The sequence below is a fragment of the Bacteroides reticulotermitis JCM 10512 genome, assembly GCF_000517545.1.
Classification (GTDB): Bacteria; Bacteroidota; Bacteroidia; order Bacteroidales; family Bacteroidaceae; genus Bacteroides; species Bacteroides reticulotermitis.
On record NZ_BAIV01000017.1, the window covers coordinates 85,028 to 103,261 of the forward strand.

General features: G+C 43.6%; 7 protein-coding genes and 3 pseudogenes. 5 read left to right on the forward strand and 5 right to left on the reverse strand.

The window, feature by feature from the left end; all coding sequences use genetic code 11:
• The first annotated feature begins 5 nt into the window (after positions 1–5).
• From fabG to JCM10512_RS11765, 4 genes and pseudogenes are all read left to right on the forward strand, one after another.
• Positions 6–752 (forward strand): 3-oxoacyl-[acyl-carrier-protein] reductase, encoded by a 747-nt coding sequence (gene fabG / locus JCM10512_RS11750; RefSeq protein WP_044163273.1) that lies wholly within the window; start codon positions 6–8, stop codon positions 750–752.
• 9 nt (positions 753–761) lie between these two features.
• Complete coding sequence (locus JCM10512_RS11755) at positions 762–1,433, forward strand: RluA family pseudouridine synthase (RefSeq protein ID WP_044163308.1); 672 nt, start codon at positions 762–764, stop codon at positions 1,431–1,433.
• Between the two features lie 135 nt (positions 1,434–1,568).
• Positions 1,569–3,835: pseudogene (locus JCM10512_RS11760) on the forward strand (GH92 family glycosyl hydrolase).
• 242 nt (positions 3,836–4,077) lie between these two features.
• Positions 4,078–6,365 (forward strand): annotated as a pseudogene (locus JCM10512_RS11765) (GH92 family glycosyl hydrolase).
• A 322-nt stretch (positions 6,366–6,687) separates the two neighbouring features.
• On the opposite strand, the gene JCM10512_RS11770 reads toward JCM10512_RS11765, so the two are convergent.
• The 5 genes and pseudogenes from JCM10512_RS11770 to JCM10512_RS11790 form a co-directional block, all read right to left on the reverse strand.
• The gene (locus JCM10512_RS11770; RefSeq protein ID WP_044163310.1) at positions 6,688–7,839 is read right to left on the reverse strand and encodes a beta-1,2-mannosidase; all 1,152 of its coding nucleotides are present in this window, start codon (positions 7,837–7,839) and stop codon (positions 6,688–6,690) included.
• 167 nt (positions 7,840–8,006) lie between these two features.
• Positions 8,007–9,452, reverse strand: coding sequence for a glycoside hydrolase family 125 protein (locus tag JCM10512_RS11775; protein WP_044163277.1), 1,446 nt, complete (start codon positions 9,450–9,452; stop codon positions 8,007–8,009).
• A gap of 62 nt (positions 9,453–9,514) precedes the next feature.
• Complete coding sequence (locus tag JCM10512_RS11780) at positions 9,515–10,672, reverse strand: glycoside hydrolase family 76 protein (protein ID WP_044163279.1); 1,158 nt, start codon at positions 10,670–10,672, stop codon at positions 9,515–9,517.
• A gap of 35 nt (positions 10,673–10,707) precedes the next feature.
• A pseudogene (locus tag JCM10512_RS11785) lies at positions 10,708–11,648 on the reverse strand (endonuclease/exonuclease/phosphatase family protein).
• 50 nt (positions 11,649–11,698) lie between these two features.
• The gene (locus JCM10512_RS11790; RefSeq protein WP_394354208.1) at positions 11,699–13,933 is read right to left on the reverse strand and encodes a GH92 family glycosyl hydrolase; all 2,235 of its coding nucleotides are present in this window, start codon (positions 13,931–13,933) and stop codon (positions 11,699–11,701) included.
• 257 nt (positions 13,934–14,190) lie between these two features.
• Here JCM10512_RS11790 and JCM10512_RS11795 point away from each other — a divergent pair, with 257 nt between their 5' ends.
• Positions 14,191–18,225 (forward strand): hybrid sensor histidine kinase/response regulator transcription factor, encoded by a 4,035-nt coding sequence (locus tag JCM10512_RS11795; RefSeq protein ID WP_044163284.1) that lies wholly within the window; start codon positions 14,191–14,193, stop codon positions 18,223–18,225.
• Positions 18,226–18,234: the final 9 nt, after the last annotated feature.

Here is an 18,234-nt window from a genome sequence, read left to right on the forward strand (position 1 = left end):
TTATTATGGGATTATTAGACGGAAAAACAGCTATTGTAACCGGTGCTGCTCGTGGCATTGGCAAAGCTATCGCTCTGAAATTTGCTGCTGAAGGAGCGAATATCGCATTTACCGATCTTGTTATTGACAAAAACGCTGAAGAAACAACGAAAGAACTCGAATCTTTGGGTGTGAAAGCGAAAGGATATGCTTCTAATGCCGCTAACTTTGAAGATACTGCCAAAGTAGTGGAAGAAATTCATAAAGATTTTGGTCGTATTGATATCCTGGTGAATAATGCAGGTATTACACGCGATGGCTTGATGATGCGTATGAGCGAGCAACAATGGGATATGGTAATCAATGTGAACCTGAAGTCGGCATTCAACTTCGTTCATGCTTGTACACCTATCATGATGCGTCAAAAAGCTGGTAATATAATCAATATGGCATCTGTAGTGGGTGTTCATGGAAATGCCGGACAGGCGAACTATGCAGCTTCCAAAGCGGGTATGATTGCCTTGGCGAAATCCGTAGCTCAGGAAATGGGTTCACGTGGTATCCGTGCGAACGCTATCGCTCCGGGATTCATTATCACAGATATGACTGCCGCTTTATCCGAAGAGGTTAAGGCTGAATGGGCAAAACAAATTCCTTTGCGCCGTGGTGGTACTCCTGAAGATGTGGCGAACATCGCTACTTTCTTGGCCTCAGATATGTCATCTTACGTATCGGGACAAGTGATTCAGGTAGATGGTGGTATGAATATGTAATTGTACGAAATGACTGTTGTATACGAAGACAACCATATTATTGTAGTCAACAAGACCGCTTCCGAGATTGTCCAGGGAGATAAGACGGGCGATACACCTCTTTCGGAGATTGTGAAACAGTATCTGAAAGAGAAGTATCAGAAACCCGGAAATGTTTTCATCGGTGTGACCCATCGGCTGGACCGCCCCGTAAGCGGCCTTGTTATTTTTGCCAAAACGAGTAAAGCACTTACTCGTCTCAATGAAATGTTTCGGACGAGTGATGTTAAGAAGACGTATTGGGCAGTGGTGAAGAATGAACCTAAAGAAACGGAAGGTGAATTGGTGCACTTCTTGGTGCGAAATGAGAAGCAGAATAAAAGCTATGCGTACGACAAAGAGGTGGCGAATAGTAAAAAGGCTATCTTAAATTACCATCTGATAGGGCATTCGGATAATTACTTCCTGCTTGAAGTTGATCTGAAAACCGGACGACATCACCAAATACGTTGCCAGTTAGCTAAAATGGGATCTCCCATTAAAGGCGATCTGAAATACGGCTTCCCTCGCTCCAATCCGGATGGCAGTATTTGCCTTCATGCCCGAAGGTTGAAATTCACACATCCGGTATCTAAAGAACTAATCGAGTTGGAAGCTCCCGTTCCCAACGATAATTTATGGAAAGGATTTGAACTGCTTTAGTCAGTACAAATCCTTTTCTTTTGCCAAAAGAGTAAACTAACCTGCCATTCATTCGGTAAACTCCGGCGACAATGTATTTGTTAACAGATTACGCCTATATTTGTGACAGCAATACGTAATTACCAAAATCTAACCATGAACATAATGAAATCATTTTTAAGCGTCTTATTGGCGTGCTTTTTGTCTTTTCAGGTAGCCTCGGCTCAGGCGCAAAGCAAAACTCCTGTCGACTATGTCAACCCGTATATCGGAAATATCAGCCATTTATTGGTTCCCACGTATCCCACCGTTCATTTACCTAACAGTATGCTGCGTGTATATCCCGAACGTGAGAACTTTACCGGAAATACAATCAACGGCCTACCGCTTATCGTAACCAGTCACCGGGGAAGTTCGGCCTTCAATTTGAGCCCTTTCCAAGGAGACTTATTGAATGCAGGCAGTACCATACATTATGGATATGACAATGAAATCATTACTCCTTATTATTATGCTGTCGATCTGGATGACGAAGGGATTTATGTGAAGTATGTTCCTTCTCATCAATCGGGTATTTACCAAATAGCCTTCTCGCAAGCGAACAAGGCTTCTTATCTTATTTTTAATACCCGTGACGGGGAGTTGGTTACGGATGGCAAAACAATCACCGGATATCAGAAGTTGGGTAATCAGACTCAGGTTTATATCTATCTGGAAACAAATACTCCTCCTTTGAAAATAGGTACTCACAAAGGCCAGACAATTCAAACTACCGATAAGACGACTCGGGGGAACAACGCTTACTACATCATGGAGTTCCCGAAGGGACTTCCTCGGTAACCTTACGCTATGGCGTATCATTTATATCTGCCGAACAGGCTCAAAAGAATCTTCGACGGGAAATCAATACCTATGATTTAGAGAAGGTTGCCGGTAAGGGCCGCAACTTGTGGAATGAAACACTCGGGAAGATTGCGGTAACCGGTGGTACGGAGAATGAGAAAACGGTGTTTTATACTTCACTTTATCGCACCTATGAGCGTATGATCTGCATTTCTGAAGATGGCAAGTATTTCAGCGCCTATGATGGTAAAGTACACGAGGATAAAGGGACTGCTTTCTATGTGGATGATTGGATTTGGGATACGTATCGGGCTACGCATCCGTTGCGCTTAATTATTGAAGCGGAAATGGAGAGTGATATGATCAATTCATTTCTACGTATGGCCGACCAGATGCAGCCTAACTGGATGCCTACCTTTCCGGAAGTCAATGGTGATAGCCGGCGTATGAATTGTAATCACGGGGTATCGACGGTACTTGATGCATATAATAAAGGTATGCGCTCATTTGATTTGGCAAGAGCTTATCAGGTTTGTAAAGCTGCCATTACTGAAAAAACATTGGCGCCTTGGTCGTCTAAGCCGGCGGGCGTGTTGGATCAGTTCTATAAAGATCATGGCTATTTCCCGGCACTGGCCGTGGGAGAGAAAGAGACTGTGCCGGAGGTTCATTCTTGGGAAAGACGTCAGCCCGCAGCGGTAACTTTAGGTACGGTTTATGATGAATGGTGTCTGGGGAATATCGCTAAGACTTTAGGAGATAAAAAGGATGCGGACTATTTCTTGAAGCGAAGTTTGAACTATCATACGATTTTCAATACAGAAACTCGCTTCTTTCATCCGAAGGATTCTTTCGGAAACTTCATACAACCGTTTGATTATCGCTATTCCAGTGGAATAGGTGCGCGTGATGCCTATGATGAAAACAACGGTTGGGTATATCGGTGGGATGTTCCGCACAATGTAGGTGATTTAGTAAATATGATGGGTGGAAAAATGAGCTTTGTAGAGGAGCTGGAGCGGATGTATAATACGCCTCTGGGCAAAGGACGTCCGGATTTTCATCATCAGTTTGGTGATCATACCGGTAATGTCGGGCAGTTCTCAATGGGGAATGAACCGGCCATGCATATTCCTTATTTATATAATTATGCCGGGCAACCTTGGCGCACGCAGAAACGGGTGCGTAATTTGCTGACGCAATGGTTCCGCAATGATCTGATGGGTATTCCCGGCGACGAGGATGGAGGCGGATTGACTTCATTTGTTGTCTTCTCGATGATGGGATTTTATCCGGTTACTCCCGGTTTGCCGATGTATGTTATTGGTAGTCCCGTGTTTGAGAAGCAGACAATTAAGTTGAGCAACGGCAAAACGTTTGAAGTGGTCTGCCGCAACTACGCTCCGGAGAATAAATTTATCCAGTCGGCTAAGCTCAACGGAAAGGTTTGGAACAAGTCTTGGTTCAGTCATGAGGAATTGATGCGAGGAGGTACACTCGAATTTGTCATGGGACGCCATCCGAATAAGGCCTGGGCCTCGGAGGATAACGCCGTGCCTCCATCATTTGAAATGAAATAGATCATTAGTTTTTTTAGATAGGTAGTAGCTGTGAGGTTACAGGATAAGAGGGGAGGGGACAAGCTGCTGGTTTTCCTCTCCCTTTTTAGGAATGAACCTGTAAATCAGGTCAGAAGCCATGCTGCTAAAAGAATTAAAATGAGTGCCGATACTTTGAAAAAAAACCGATTATTCACTTGTATGTGTTTGATTGAGAGTATCTTTGTAAGATCGAAATCTTTATTAATCAACTAAATCATACCATGAAACAAATTACAAAAAGACGACAATTGGAGGAGCTTAAACTCTTCACACTTATTTGCTGCTTCCTAGGCATAGCAACAAGCGGAATAGCTCAACACGATTATGCAAAAAGTGAAGGCTTATTGCAGTATGTGGATCCGTATATCGGTTCCGGTTTCCACGGACATGTCTTTGTCGGAACGAGTGTGCCGTATGGCATGGTGCAACTGGGACCGAACAATATTCACAAAGGATGGGACTGGTGCTCGGGTTATCACTATTCCGATAGTATTTTGATTGGTTTCTCACATACGCATCTGAGTGGTACGGGATGTACCGATCTGGCGATGTCTTGATTATGCCGTTGAATGAGATTCGTACTCCCCGTGGGAATCAGGATGATATAAGTGGCGGTTATGCCTCTACCTATTCGCATAAGAATGAGATTACGCGTCCGGAATATTACTCGTTGATTTTGGATCGATATAACATCAAGGCGGAGTTGACCGCTACCGACCGGGTGGGATTTCATCGGTATACGTATCCGGCAGGGAAGCCGGCTTCTATTCTGATCGACCTGCGTGAAGGTAACGGATCGAATGCTTATGATAGCTATATTCGTCAGATAGATGATTATACGGTGGAAGGCTATCGGTACGTGAGAGGGTGGAGCCCGTCCAGAAAGGTCTACTTTGTGCTGAAGAGCGATCAGAAAATAGAGAAATTTACAGCCTATGATGACAATACTCCGAAGCCCTGGAATCAACTGAAGGTAGAATCTGTCAAGAGCGTACTTACTTTCGGTAATGTAAAAGAGGTGAAGCTTAAGGTTGCCATTTCTTCCGTGAGTTGTGACAATGCAGCATTGAACCTGCAAACCGAACTTCCTCACTGGGACTTTGATAAGGTGGTGCAAATGAGTAGTGAGCGTTGGAATAAGCAGTTAGAGAAGATGGTGGTAGAATCAAACGATGAGGCTGCTAAACGGGTCTTTTATACGGCACACTACCATACCATGATTGCTCCTACACGCTATTGTGACGTAGACGGAGCGTATCGAGGCATGAACGATATGATTTACACAGATCCGAAGAAGGCAAACTATACAACGCTTTCTTTGTGGGATACCTACCGTGCGCTGAATCCGTTGATGACTATCACGCAATCTGAGCGGGTAGATGATGTGGTCAATTCGATGCTCTCTATCTATCGGCAGCAAGATAAACTTCCGATATGGCCATTGATGAGTGGAGAGACGAACTGTATGCCGGGTTATAGCTCTGTTCCGGTGATTGCCGATGCTTACCTGAAAGGATTTACAGGTTTCAATGCGAGTGAGGCCTTGCAAGCCATGAAGGCCACAGCTACCTACGAAAGACAAAATGGCGTTCCTTTTGTGATGGAAAAGGGATATATCCCTGCCGATAGAGTTCATGAGGCTACTTCCATTGCGATGGAATATGCGGTCGATGATTGGGGAATTGCTGCGATGGCACAAAAGATGGGAAGGACTGCGGATTATGAGACCTTCTCGAAACGTGCGCATTACTATAAAAACTATTTTGATTCCTCCATCCATTTCATTCGTCCGAAGTTGGAAGACGGTTCTTGGCGTACCCCTTATGATCCGGCACGTTCCATTCATGGGGTTGGTGATTTCTGTGAGGGTAACGGATGGCAGTATACGTTCTTCGCTCCTCAGGACCCGTATGGTTTGATTAACTTATTTGGTGGCGACAAACCTTTTACGAACAAGCTCGATCTTTTCTTTGCGAATAATGATAGTATGGGCGAAGGAGCTTCCAGTGATATTACCGGACTTATTGGGCAGTATGCACATGGCAATGAACCGAGTCATCACATAGCCTATCTTTACGCTTATGCCGGCGAACAATGGAAGACGGCGGAGAAAGTCCGTTTCATCATGCGTGACTTCTATACAGATCAGCCCGACGGGATTATCGGCAACGAAGACTGTGGTCAGATGTCTGCCTGGTATCTTCTTTCCGCCATGGGCTTCTATCAGGTAAATCCATCTGATGGTGTATTTACTTTCGGCAGTCCGGCATTTAACAAAGTGGTGGTGAAGGTTCGCGGTAACAAAGTCTTTACCGTGGAAGCGCCGAATAATAGCAAAGAGAATATTTATATTCAGAAGGTGTATCTGAATGGTAAACCGTATGCTAAGAGCTACATCACCTATGATGATATTATAAGTGGCAGTACCTTGACGTTTGTGATGGGTAAGAAGCCCAATAAGAACTTTGGCAAAGCTTTCGCCGATCGACCGGTTGTTTTGAATAAATAAATATCGGTAGTTAGAATACCTGGTTAGGTTAAATGGCCTTCAAATGTTTGCTAGTCTTGCATTTGGAGGCCATTCTTATTGTTAACGCTCATTGTACCCAATCGTTTGATTTGTTCTTTTTTGGGGTTTAGTATCTGAGCTCTTTATATGGAATATTGTAAAGATCTTGACCTCGAAAGCTCGTTTTGGAAGCTGTCTTCGGCAATAAAAGATACAACTAGAAATGAAAAAGAACCACAAAGCGTGAATCGCTCCTCTTTATTCAAAAGAGCGAGGTTCCTCCTTGTGATTCTTTTAAAATCAAACCCTAATAGTTTGTTTGCTAGGGTAGCGGATCCGCTTTAGCCGGTTGCTTGGGGTCATAAATAGCGACACCGACCTTTGAATCGGCACAGCCGTAATACAGGTACCATTTATTTTTGAAATAAACCATTCCTTCAATAAATACAGTTCCGTCTACATATTGTCCGCTCTTCTCAAAGCTATCCATCGGGCGGAAGAAGGGCTCGTCAAGGCGGGTGATGAAGCGGGTGGGGTCAGCAGCATCGAACAGTGCCTGACCGGCAGCATATACATTAGCTGTATAACGCTTATCACCTCTGCCTGAATGATTTTTACCGTTGTATAAAAGTACAATGCCTTGTGGCGTATAGATTGCCGGAGGTCCGCATTCGGTAAGCTGACTATCAAAATAGCCATCGCGGGGAGAAAAGAGTTTCTTTAGCGATCCGTCGATGTTGACAACAGGAGTCCAGTTGATTAAATTATCTGAGGTAGCAGCAAAGACATGCTCCTCACCCCAATACATGAAATATAGCCCGTTAATCTTCTTGATGACTTGTTTGCCATTGACGAGTTCTGTTAAGATAGAACCTGATTTACAGCCTAAGTCGAAGAACTTACCGTCATATGCCTTGGCAAATGCGGGGCCGTGCTTGGTCCAATCTTTCAGGTTGCGTGAAGTTGCTACAGCCAGACGAGGAACGTGCCGATTCCATTGTGTGTACGTCATCACATACAAACCTTCTTCGGTCACAGCAACACGGGGATCTTCACAACCGCCCGGCCACTCTAGCTCTTTCTGACTATCATTATCCGGATAGAATACAGGCTTTTTCTCCCGTTGGAAACGGATGCCGTCAGTTGATGCTGCATAGCCCAGGCGTGATGTTCGGTGACCGATTCCTACACCCGATTTGTCTTCAGACCGATATAACACAACGATCTTTCCGTTATGTATGACGGCAGCCGGGTTGAAGGTGTCATTCGATTCCCAAGCGATGGACGCCTTGGTTAGCGGACAATAGAATTTAGTGCTTTCTATGGGTGAGATAACCGGGTTGACATCTTTCGGACGCTCAAAACCTCCGAAAGCCCATTCGGGTAACTTGTTTTCTTTGTTGGTTGGCGACTGCCCATGTACAGAGCAAGTCAGTGTTACCGAAGCGAATAAAAGTAGAAAAGTTGATTTCATATCTGTAGTATTATGTTGATAAATTGAATAAGTATTAGCTGCTATCTGCGACAAAATAAAGTTAACTAGTTACTAATTAGTCTCTTATTTTGTTGCAGATAGTATTCTAGAAGTGTTGCGGAAAAACATCAGCAACAGCTTAAATACTAGATGGAGAGGAATGTGGATTACTGAATACGATTCAGTAAGTCTGTCTTTCCTTCGTTGACAAGCTTGAGAATTAGTTCTCCGAACAAGGTGTTCTGCCAAGCAAACCAAGCGCGGGTGAAATTCTTCGGATCATTTTTATGAAAAGACTCGTGCATGAATCCGGTGCTGGCATCTGTATGCATTAGCATTTCGATGCAAGTTTTTATTTCCGCGTCATTTTGGCTGGTAAAAGCTTTCATCATAATGCTCATAGGCCATATCATGTCGTAGCCAATGTGTGGGCCGCCAATGCCTTCTCCGGCAGTTCCTTTAAAGAAGTAGGGATTATCTGTGCTCCATACAAATTTACGTGTATTCTGATAAATAGGGTCGTTCACTTTGACATCACCTAGATAAGGCATAGCGATGAGGCTCGGTACGTTTGCATCGTCCATCAACAATTGATTGCCGAATCCATCTACTTCGAACGCATAAATCTTGCCATACTTCGGATGGTTGTAAACTGCATATTTCTTCAAAGCGTTTTCTACTTCGGTTGCCAGCGTGGTGCACTCTTTTGCCAGTGTAGCTTGCTTGTTGACCGTGTTTAGAATCTCGGCAGCTTTGCGCAAGGAACTAACGGCAAAGAAATTAGAGGGAACCAGGAATTGGAAAGTAGTAGCATCATCCGAAGGCCGGAAGGCGGAAGCGATTAACCCGACCGGTTTCACGGGGTTACCCCAACCGTCATTAGTCATGGTATCCAGTGCACGTTCGGTTTTGCGTTGGAATCTGTAAGCTCCCTTTGCATCCTCTTTACGTTGTTGCTCTTTGAATGTTTTCAGTACATTGGCAATCGCAGTCAGCCATTCTTCGGAAAAAACACTGGTATCGCCGGTTGTTTTCCAATAATGATAGGCAAGGCGAATTGGGTAGCAGAGTGAGTCGATCTCCCACTTACGTTCGTGCAATTCCGGTTTCATATCTGTCAAATCACTCATCCACTCGCCGCCGATAGCACCCATGTTAAACGCATTGGCATAGGGATCGATGTTGATACATTTAAACTGTCGGTTGATAACACCTGCCAGCATTTTTTTCAATTCCGGGTCTTCGTTAGCTAATTGGACATAAGGCCAAACCTGAGCTCCTGAGTCACGTAGCCACATGGCGTGAATATCACCTGTGTAGACGAATGTATCGTCTTTGCCATCGAAATGTACGGTAGTGTCTAATGTGTTCGGAAAGCAATTTTCGAACATCCAGCCCAATTTGGCATTGGTGAGTAGTTGTTTGATATACGTGATTTTCTTGTCCACTGCTTGCGAAACAAACAAACGTTTGGAAGCTTCCGGACGCTTTGTCCGATAATCGGCAGTTTTCGTATTGTCTTGTCGGATTGTAAATTCACAGGTTTCCATAGCCTGTGTACCGGCAACTCCGGAGAGTGCCAGGCAGAAACAAAGAGTTTTGGTTATATTCATGAATGTTATTTTTTAAATTGTTAATGGTACAGCCCTCACTTTATGGAGGGGAATAGGGGAGGCTACATTTCGGCAAATAATTCGATCATACAAGCATTGTCGAGTAACCATTTGTGTGGTTCCTCCTTGTGTCCCGACCAGTCGCGTCCCAGTAATCCGTTTGTATCTCTATAATTCTTCCACGCATGGAGTGCGTTTTCGGTCAAAGCCTTTACATAAGTCGTATTGCCATCTACCTTGCTAAGTGATTTAAAACCTCGCAACAGAATGACGTTGAACCATGCCATGTCTTTATGTACTTTTATCGCGGGGTCTTGCTTATCGGCCTGAATACGGAAAAAAGCATCGGTTCCTGCCGCTGTCTTTTGCGCATCGAGTAGGTATTGCTTATCGCCTGTTTCTTCATATAACAAGACGCCGGCCTGAATCATTTGGCCACTGTTGTATGAGTATTTGGCTTTAGAAACCTTACCTTTTAGATTTACATTGTCCCAATAGACATAATCCGTAGGGTCACATAAATGCTTTTTGGTCCATGCATAAGTTTCTTTGGCCTTATCCAGATACTTCTTATCTTTAGTCAGACGGTATAGTTTCACACCAAGTACAGTAGACGGCGCATTGGAGCAAGTATGCTTTGCTTCCTTTTGCTGTTCGCACCAGAAGATCCCTCCGCCCAGCTCATCACTCCAACCACTATATATATACTGATAGAGATCGATTGCCTTTTTCAGGTAAGCGGGTTTGCGGGTCAGTTGGTAATAATCGCAATAATCCAAGGCTACCCAGATGTTATCGTCGTAGTAACGTCCGTGTTGTCCATACTTAACCGGATACGATTGGTAACAAGCCGGCAGACGGCTGTCGTCCCAATACTGTTCCAGTCCGGGCAAGATGCGTTTCTCCAGTGCCTTCTTGTATTTCTTGTCTCCTGTCGCCTTATATAGCGCTACGCAACCTGACATCATGCCTGAGTAAGGCCAGAGAAAAGAAGCCTTCAGCGTTCCGTTCTGTTGAGTTCCTCCCGCCAGATACGTGATTTTCTGTTCGGGATCTACCGGATAAGTTTCCGTGAGCAACCCGTCCGGAGTTTGATATAAGTTCAGTACATTGTACAGAATTGAATCAGCAATGGTGATATAGGGCGTTGTTACATGCTTCTTTCCGTAAGCTGAAGAGAAGCAGCATAATAAGCAAGCGACAAAATATACATTTCTCATAAGGCATTAGATAATTGATAAGTTACTAGTTAGGATTACTTCTGACGGCGTTTGTCGAATTCCAGTTCCACTTTGACAGGGAAATGATCGGAAGGCACACGTGCCTGATAGGCTTGAATATCTATTTCCTTCGGGAAGTCCTTGACATTCGCTTTTTCTCCGGTTCCCTTAATGCTCCGATATGAATCGGTAAGCACCCCATATTTCTTCACATGGAAGGAGGGGGAAACAAAAATATGGTCGATGCGGCTATCTGTAAAACTATTCGGGTCGAAGCCGTTGAAAGTGCCGTTCAGAGCAAAGCGGAAGTCGCTTGTTACGTATGAGTCGCAAAGTACTCCCTGAGCAACGAGCGCTTCGTATGATGAATGCGTCTGGTCCACATTAAAGTCGCCGGTCAGAATAGCCGGTAGCTTTGTTCCGAATTCTTTCATCTTCTGTTGTACCAGAAACGCACTTTCTACGCGTGCCTTCGTACCGATATGGTCCATGTGCAGATTGAAGAAAAGGAACTCAAAACCGGTGTCTTTGCATTTGAAATGTCCCCAACTACAAATCCGTGGCAAGACAGCATCCCATCCTTTGCTGGGTTTGTCGGGCGTTTCCGACAACCAGAAGTCTCCTTTTTCGATAATATCAAACTTATCGGTACGGTAAAAAATGGCTGCATGCTCACCTTTCTGCTTACCGTCATCACGGCCTACACCAATATAATCATATCCCGGAAGGCTTTTTTCAAGTCTTGAAGTTGATGGGCGAAGCATTCCTGCGTACCGAAAATATCAAAATCATGATATTGCACCATTTGGGCAATAACCGGGCAACGCTGTCCCCAACCATCTCCCTGGATTGAGTCAGAGCGGTTGGCATTTCTTAAATTATAAGACGCAACAGAGAACGAAGTGGGTTGGTAGCTTTGACAACTGCCAAAAACAATCATTGCGATAGCAATAAGTAAAAGGTTTTTCAGTTTCATGTTTTTCTTTTTATCAGGTAGATGATTTACAAGCTCAAAAGTACGACATTTTATTCAACTGAGAGAGAATAAGGGGCATCTTTTTCGGAAACTCCCCGCTGTTTATTAGGCATTTTATTCATTTGATATTGTATATTTGCCCCTTTAGTCAGCTGTTCATGCGTCAGGTAGTTTCGACTGTATGATTTCCCATTTACCTTCATCTCTTTAATATAACGGTTCTCGCAATTGTTATTTTCGGCTTTGATAGTTACGGTTTTGCCATTCTCTAATTGTAGTTTGGCCGATTTGAAGAGAGGAGCACCCAACACATATTGATCGGTTCCCGGGCAAACGGTGTAAAAGCCTAATGCTGATAGGATATACCAAGCCGATGTTTGTCCATTATCCTCATCTCCGCAGTAACCGTCTGGAGTAGCGCTGTAGAGTTTACCCATGATTTCTCTCGCCCAGTATTGCGCCTTCCAAGGTTCGCCGGAATAGTTGTAGAGGTAGATCATGTGTTGAATGGGTTGGTTTCCATGCGCATACTGTCCCATATTCATTACTTGCATCTCCCGCATTTCATGAATGATTCCACGACTTTCCAATCCCAATTTGCCGGGGATGACAAAGACGGAATCCATCATCGTGTTGAATTCTTTTTTTCCGCCCATCAGGTCTATTAAACCTTGCGGATCATGAAACACACAGAAACTCCAATGCCAACTATTGCCTTCGCAGAAATCTCCACTCCAATCCACTGCTTCAAACTTGGGATTGAACACTCCTTGATCGTTCTTACCTACCATAAGCTTAAGTTCCGGTTGGTAGACATTTTTATAGTTCAACGCACGTTCTTTATATAAGGCAATCTCACTTTCGGGTTTACCAAGTTTTTTGCCTAATGTATAAATAGTCCAGTCGTTGTAAGCGTATTCCAAGGTACGGGCTGCGTTTTGTCCAATCCCTATGTTGTTGGGTACATAGCCAAGCTTGTTGTACGCTTCATAGCCGAGACGTCCTGAGGCTGTTCCGTTTAGGTGTGCATTTGCGCCATGCTTAACAGCTTCCCAAAGTGTTTCAATGTCGTATCCCCGCACTCCTTTGATATATGCGTCGGCTACGACAGATGCCGAATTGTTGCCAACCATGCAATCACGATGACCGGGACTTGCCCATTCCGGCAAAAAACCGCTCTCTTTGTATGCATTAACCAAGCCTTCTTGCATCTTTTGACTCATCGAAGGGTATACCAGATTCAACATGGGGAACAGGCAACGGAATGTATCCCAAAAACCTGTATCCGTAAACATATAGCCTGGAAGCACTTTCCCATTGTAAGGACTGTAGTGCATGACTTCTCCCTGCTCATTAATCTCATAGAAGCTGCGTGGAAACAACATGGAACGATATAAGCACGAATAAAAGGTGCGCAGGTTATCTATATTATCATCTTCTACTTCTATTTTGCTCATTTCACGATTCCAGGTCTCTTTCCCTTTGGCTACCAACTGGTCGAAACTATTGTTCCCCAATTCTTTGAGGTTTAGTTCTGCTTGCTCAGGACTGATAAAGGAAGAAGCTACCCGGGCGTGAACGATTTCACCTTTCTGAGTCGAAAATCCGATAACGGCCCCGGCATGGTTGGTTTGCACCTCCATTTCGTTCGGAAGAATCGTATTATCTTTCACCGTGGAAGTGAAAGTAAAGGGCTTGTCGAACTTGATTACAAAGTAGTTCTTGAAATTCTCCGGTACTCCGCCGTTATTCTTTGTCGTATAGCCGATGATTTTATTCTCTTCCGGTACCACTTTCACATAAGAACCTCTATCGAACGCGTCAATTACAACATAGGCATCCTTGGTTTCCGGATATGTAAAACGGAACATAGCCGCACGTTCCGTAGGTACAAGCTCGGTTGTTACGTCGTGATCGGCAAGATACACTTTATAGTAAAAAGGTTTAGCCACTTCCGCCTTGTGCGAAAACCAACTGGCTCGCTGGTCTTGATCAAATACTAGTTTCCCGGTAATCGGCATAATGGCAAACTGTCCATAATCGTTTATCCATGGACTAGGCTGATGCGTTTGTTTGAATCCCCTGATTTTCTCGGCATTGTATGTATATGCCCAACCGTCTCCCATACTGCCTGTCTGGGGAGTCCAGAAGTTCATACCCCACGGCAATGCTGTCGCCGGATAGGTGTTTCCGGTAGACAGTTCAAACCGGGACTGTGTGCCCACTAATGTAGTGACGTAATCTACCGGGTCTTTTACGGCAGACGATTGTAGGCTCCACAACATGGCACCTCCGAGGAAAAATAGGTGTTTAAATGAAAAATGTGCTTTCATGAACAAATGAATTTATTGTGTTGAAAATAGTTTCTAGGACGAAAGTAGAGAGAAAAGAAATGTGCTTCTAGGAAATACTGCACATAATTGTCGCTTGTCGCTGTGGTTAACTATTCTGGCGCAAAGCTTTACTTATAAACAGCCTGAAAAAAATGCGGAATGTTTTTTTGTTTACCTTTGTCATATCATAAATCTAAGAATAGTATGACATGAAGAAACATTGTATTATCTACTGCTTTTGCTGTTTGAATATGCTTATTCATACATCCTACGCCTATAATTTGAAGCAAGTGGCAGATAAAGAATATATGTCCAATAGTTCAATTACCTCTTTATGTCAGGATGAAAGAGGGTTGATGTGGATCGGTACCTGTGACGGATTGAATATTTATGATGGCCAGGATATTGAAGAGTTTAAAACCCGTGACAAGGAGGATTACTTATCCGGCAATCTGATTGATAATATCATATATACAGGCGATGACACCTATTGGGTTCAGACTTACTACGGATTGAATCGGTTGGACCGGCGAACAAATGCGATTACACATTACAACGAGTTCCAGAAACAGTTCTTTATGAATAAAGACAACCGAGGGACTTTATTCATTATCCAGGATAGCAACTGCATTTACTATTATAACAAAAAAGAGGAGATCTTTAAGAAGATCAATATCACCGGAATACCCATATCGGATATCTTGGCTTTTTTTGTCGATGGCGATAATCAAATGTGGATTATCATGAAGGGGTATAGCCGTTGTTATGATATCAATCTGGATGCGGAGTCGGGTAATGTATCGTTGGTGCAACGGAAAAATGGGTTTGATTATCAAACATCTCTTCTTTATTGCTTTAACGATGAACAGAATCTGTATTATGTTGATAAGGGCTATAACTTTTATACGTATAACATACAGAGCAAAAAGAAGGTGCTTGTCTACAACCTGACAAAAGAGATTCAGGCACGTGGTAAGATCACCGCCATCGTTCGCTATCATAATAGCTATTTCATCGGATTCCTGATGGATGGAGTTTTGATGTTGGAAAAGGATGGAGATGGGTGCCGGATTCAGCCGTTGAGCATCAATAGTGGAGTATTCTGTTTGAAGAAGGATCGTTTTCAGGACATCGTCTGGATAGGGACTGACGGACAAGGGGTTTATTTGTATTCGAACCCGCTGTATTCCATTAAATCGGTCGTGTTGGGTAATTATACAGAGAAGATCGAACGCCCTGTGCGCGCCCTGTACTTGGATCAAGAGCGGACTTTCTGGATTGGAACCAAGGGAAGCGGCATTCTTAAAATTTATGATTATGAAATTGATAAGAGTATATCCGCTTGTCAAACGGAGATTTTGACGACAGCCAACAGCGTGCTTGGGAGTAATGCGATTTACTGTTTTGCTAAAAGTCGCCGTAATGTTTTGTGGATTGGCGATGAAGAGGGGTTAAGTTATTATTCATATCGGGAACGACGCATGAAGAAACTGCCGGTTCGAGTAAATGGAGAAGACTTTAAATACATTCATGATATTTACGAAACAGCCAACTCAGAACTCTGGTTGGCAAGTGTGGGGATGGGAGTCGCTAAAGCACGTATCGGGGGAACGCCCGACAACCCCATTCTGGAAGAAGTGCAGCGTTACGTTATCAATGAGGGAGAATTCGGCTCTAACTATTTCTTCACAATCTATCCCGAAAGTGATATGAAACTCTTGTTCGGTAACAAAGGCTATGGCGTGTTCCGATTTAATGAAACGACAAGTGGGTTAGAGCCCATAACGACTCATAAGTACGAAAATGTAACCTTAAATAATATCTTGGCTATCAGCAAGGATAGTAGCAATAATTATCTGTTCGGAACCAGCTACGGGCTGATTAAGTATACCTCCGAAAACACCTATCAGTTGTTTAATACCAAAAACGGTTTTCTGAATAATACGATTCATGCCATCCTAAAGAACTCTCCTGATAACTTCTGGCTGAGTACCAATTTGGGGTTGATTAACTTTGACGCTAAGCGAAGTGTCTTTCGCTCGTATGGATTTGGCGATGGACTGAATGTTGTGGAGTTTAGTGACGGAGCCTCTTTTCGGGATGAACAAACCGGTACGCTGTTCTTTGGGGGAATCAACGGTTTTATTGCTATTCGGGCCGATGGTCGACCGGAAAAACTCTATATGCCCCCGGTCTATTTCGATAAGTTGTCGATATTCGGCGAGCAATATAATCTGGGCGAATTTCTCACACGTGAGAAAGACGAGGAAGTGTTAAACCTGAAATATGACCAAAACTTCTTTGCCGTCTCATTCACATCTGTCGATTACCTGAATGGGAACAACTGTGTGTATTATTATAAGTTGAAGGGCTTGAGCGAGCAGTGGATTAATAATGGTTCGGAAAGTGCCGTCTCCTTTACCAATATGGCGCCGGGGGAGTATACGCTGTTGGTGAAATACTATAATAGTGTGTTCGATAAGGAGAGCGATGTTTATTCCATTATCATTCGGATTGGTGATCCGTGGTATGCTTCGTGGTGGGCTTATTCAATTTATACACTATGTCTGCTCTTACTGGCTGGGCTTATTGTGCGTTCCTTTGCACTTCGCTCGCGTCGCAAAAAGCAGAAACTACTGAATGAAATAGCCAAGCGGCATCAGAAAAATGTCTTTGAATCCAAACTGCGATTCTTTACGAACATTGCTCACGAGTTCTGCACACCACTGACACTCATCTACGGACCTTGTGGACGTATCCTCTCATCAAAGGGACTCAGCCGGTTTGTGGTTGACTATGTGCAGATGATACAAACCAATGCGGAGCGTTTGAACAATCTGATTCACGAATTAATCGAGTTCCGGCGTATTGAAACAGGTAATCGGGAAATAAGGATTGAGTCAATAAATGTATCTGCGCTGATGCGGAATACGGCAAAGACCTTTGTAGAGATGGCTAAGTCGAGAGACATCATCTTTTTGAGTAAGATCCCCGATCAGGTAAGTTGGAATTCCGATAAAGGTTTTCTGAATACGATCGTAATCAATCTCATATCCAATGCCTTCAAATATACGCCGGATGGAAAACATGTTAAGATAGAAGTTGATACTACTGACGTGAATAGCTTAATACTTCGTGTAGCCAATGAAGGAAGTTCGATAAAAGAAGAAGATTTTCAATACATATTCAACCGGTACGCAATTCTGGATAACTTTGAGAAACAGGATGAAAAGAACTTTTCCCGGAATGGTTTGGGATTAGCCATCTCTTATAATATGGCAAAGTTGCTGAATGGTAAGTTGAAAGTTGAAAATACACCCGACGGTTGGGTGCTCTTTACTTTAACCCTGCCGACTATGGAACTATCTGCTGAACAAACTTGCTCTGATCGGGTCACTTCGGGATACGTACCCAGCATAGACGTACACCCAGCTATCAAGCTACCCCGTTATGAGGTAGATAAGATGAGGCCTACCTTATTAGTTATTGATGACGAGGTTGAGATGCTTTGGTTTATTGGGGAAATATTCTCGGCCGATTTCAATGTCGTACCCCTGCAAGAACCGGAAAAGATAGAGCAGGTGATGAATGAAGTCTACCCGGACGTCATTATCAGTGACATAATGATGCAAGGAATGAATGGTATTGAACTGACGAAGCGGATTAAGTCAGTCAAAGAAACAGCTCATATTCCGATCATTATAGTCTCCGGCCGCCATGAAATGGAACAGCAGATGGAAGCCCTCTCTGCCGGTGCGGAAATGTATATCACGAAACCCTTTAATGCCGACTTCCTTCGCATATCGGTGTTTCAGATGATGGAGCGTAAAGAAGTTCTGAAGAGTTATTTCAGTTCGCCGATCAGTTCATTTGAGAAATCGGATGGAAAGTTAACCCATAAAGAGACGAAGAAGTTTTTGCAGTCCGTACTGAAGATTATCAATAACCACATTACCGATAGAGAATTATCACCACGTTTTATTGCTGATAAGCTAGCCATTAGCTCACGCAGTCTATACCGTAAAATGGAAGAGATGGGTGAAGATAGTCCCACCAATCTGATCAAAGAATGTCGCTTGCATATTGCCAAAGATCTATTGTTGACAACCAAAAAGACGATTGATGAAATTGTGTTTGACTCGGGCTTCTCCAATAAGGTAACTTTCTTTAAAGCCTTTCGTGAAAAGTACGAATGCACGCCAAAAGAGTTTCGGATGAAGCATCTAGAAGAGATTAATCTATAATCGGATCGT

Coding starts and splice junctions, on each gene's coding strand:
- fabG (WP_044163273.1), top strand. CDS start 6: ATGGGATTATTAGACGGAAAAACAGCTATTGTAACCGGTGCTGCTCGT.
- JCM10512_RS11755 (WP_044163308.1), top strand. CDS start 762: ATGACTGTTGTATACGAAGACAACCATATTATTGTAGTCAACAAGACC.
- JCM10512_RS11770 (WP_044163310.1), bottom strand. CDS start 7,839: ATGAAATCAACTTTTCTACTTTTATTCGCTTCGGTAACACTGACTTGC.
- JCM10512_RS11775 (WP_044163277.1), bottom strand. CDS start 9,452: ATGAATATAACCAAAACTCTTTGTTTCTGCCTGGCACTCTCCGGAGTT.
- JCM10512_RS11780 (WP_044163279.1), bottom strand. CDS start 10,672: ATGAGAAATGTATATTTTGTCGCTTGCTTATTATGCTGCTTCTCTTCA.
- JCM10512_RS11790 (WP_394354208.1), bottom strand. CDS start 13,933: ATGTTGTGGAGCCTACAATCGTCTGCCGTAAAAGACCCGGTAGATTAC.
- JCM10512_RS11795 (WP_044163284.1), top strand. CDS start 14,191: ATGAAGAAACATTGTATTATCTACTGCTTTTGCTGTTTGAATATGCTT.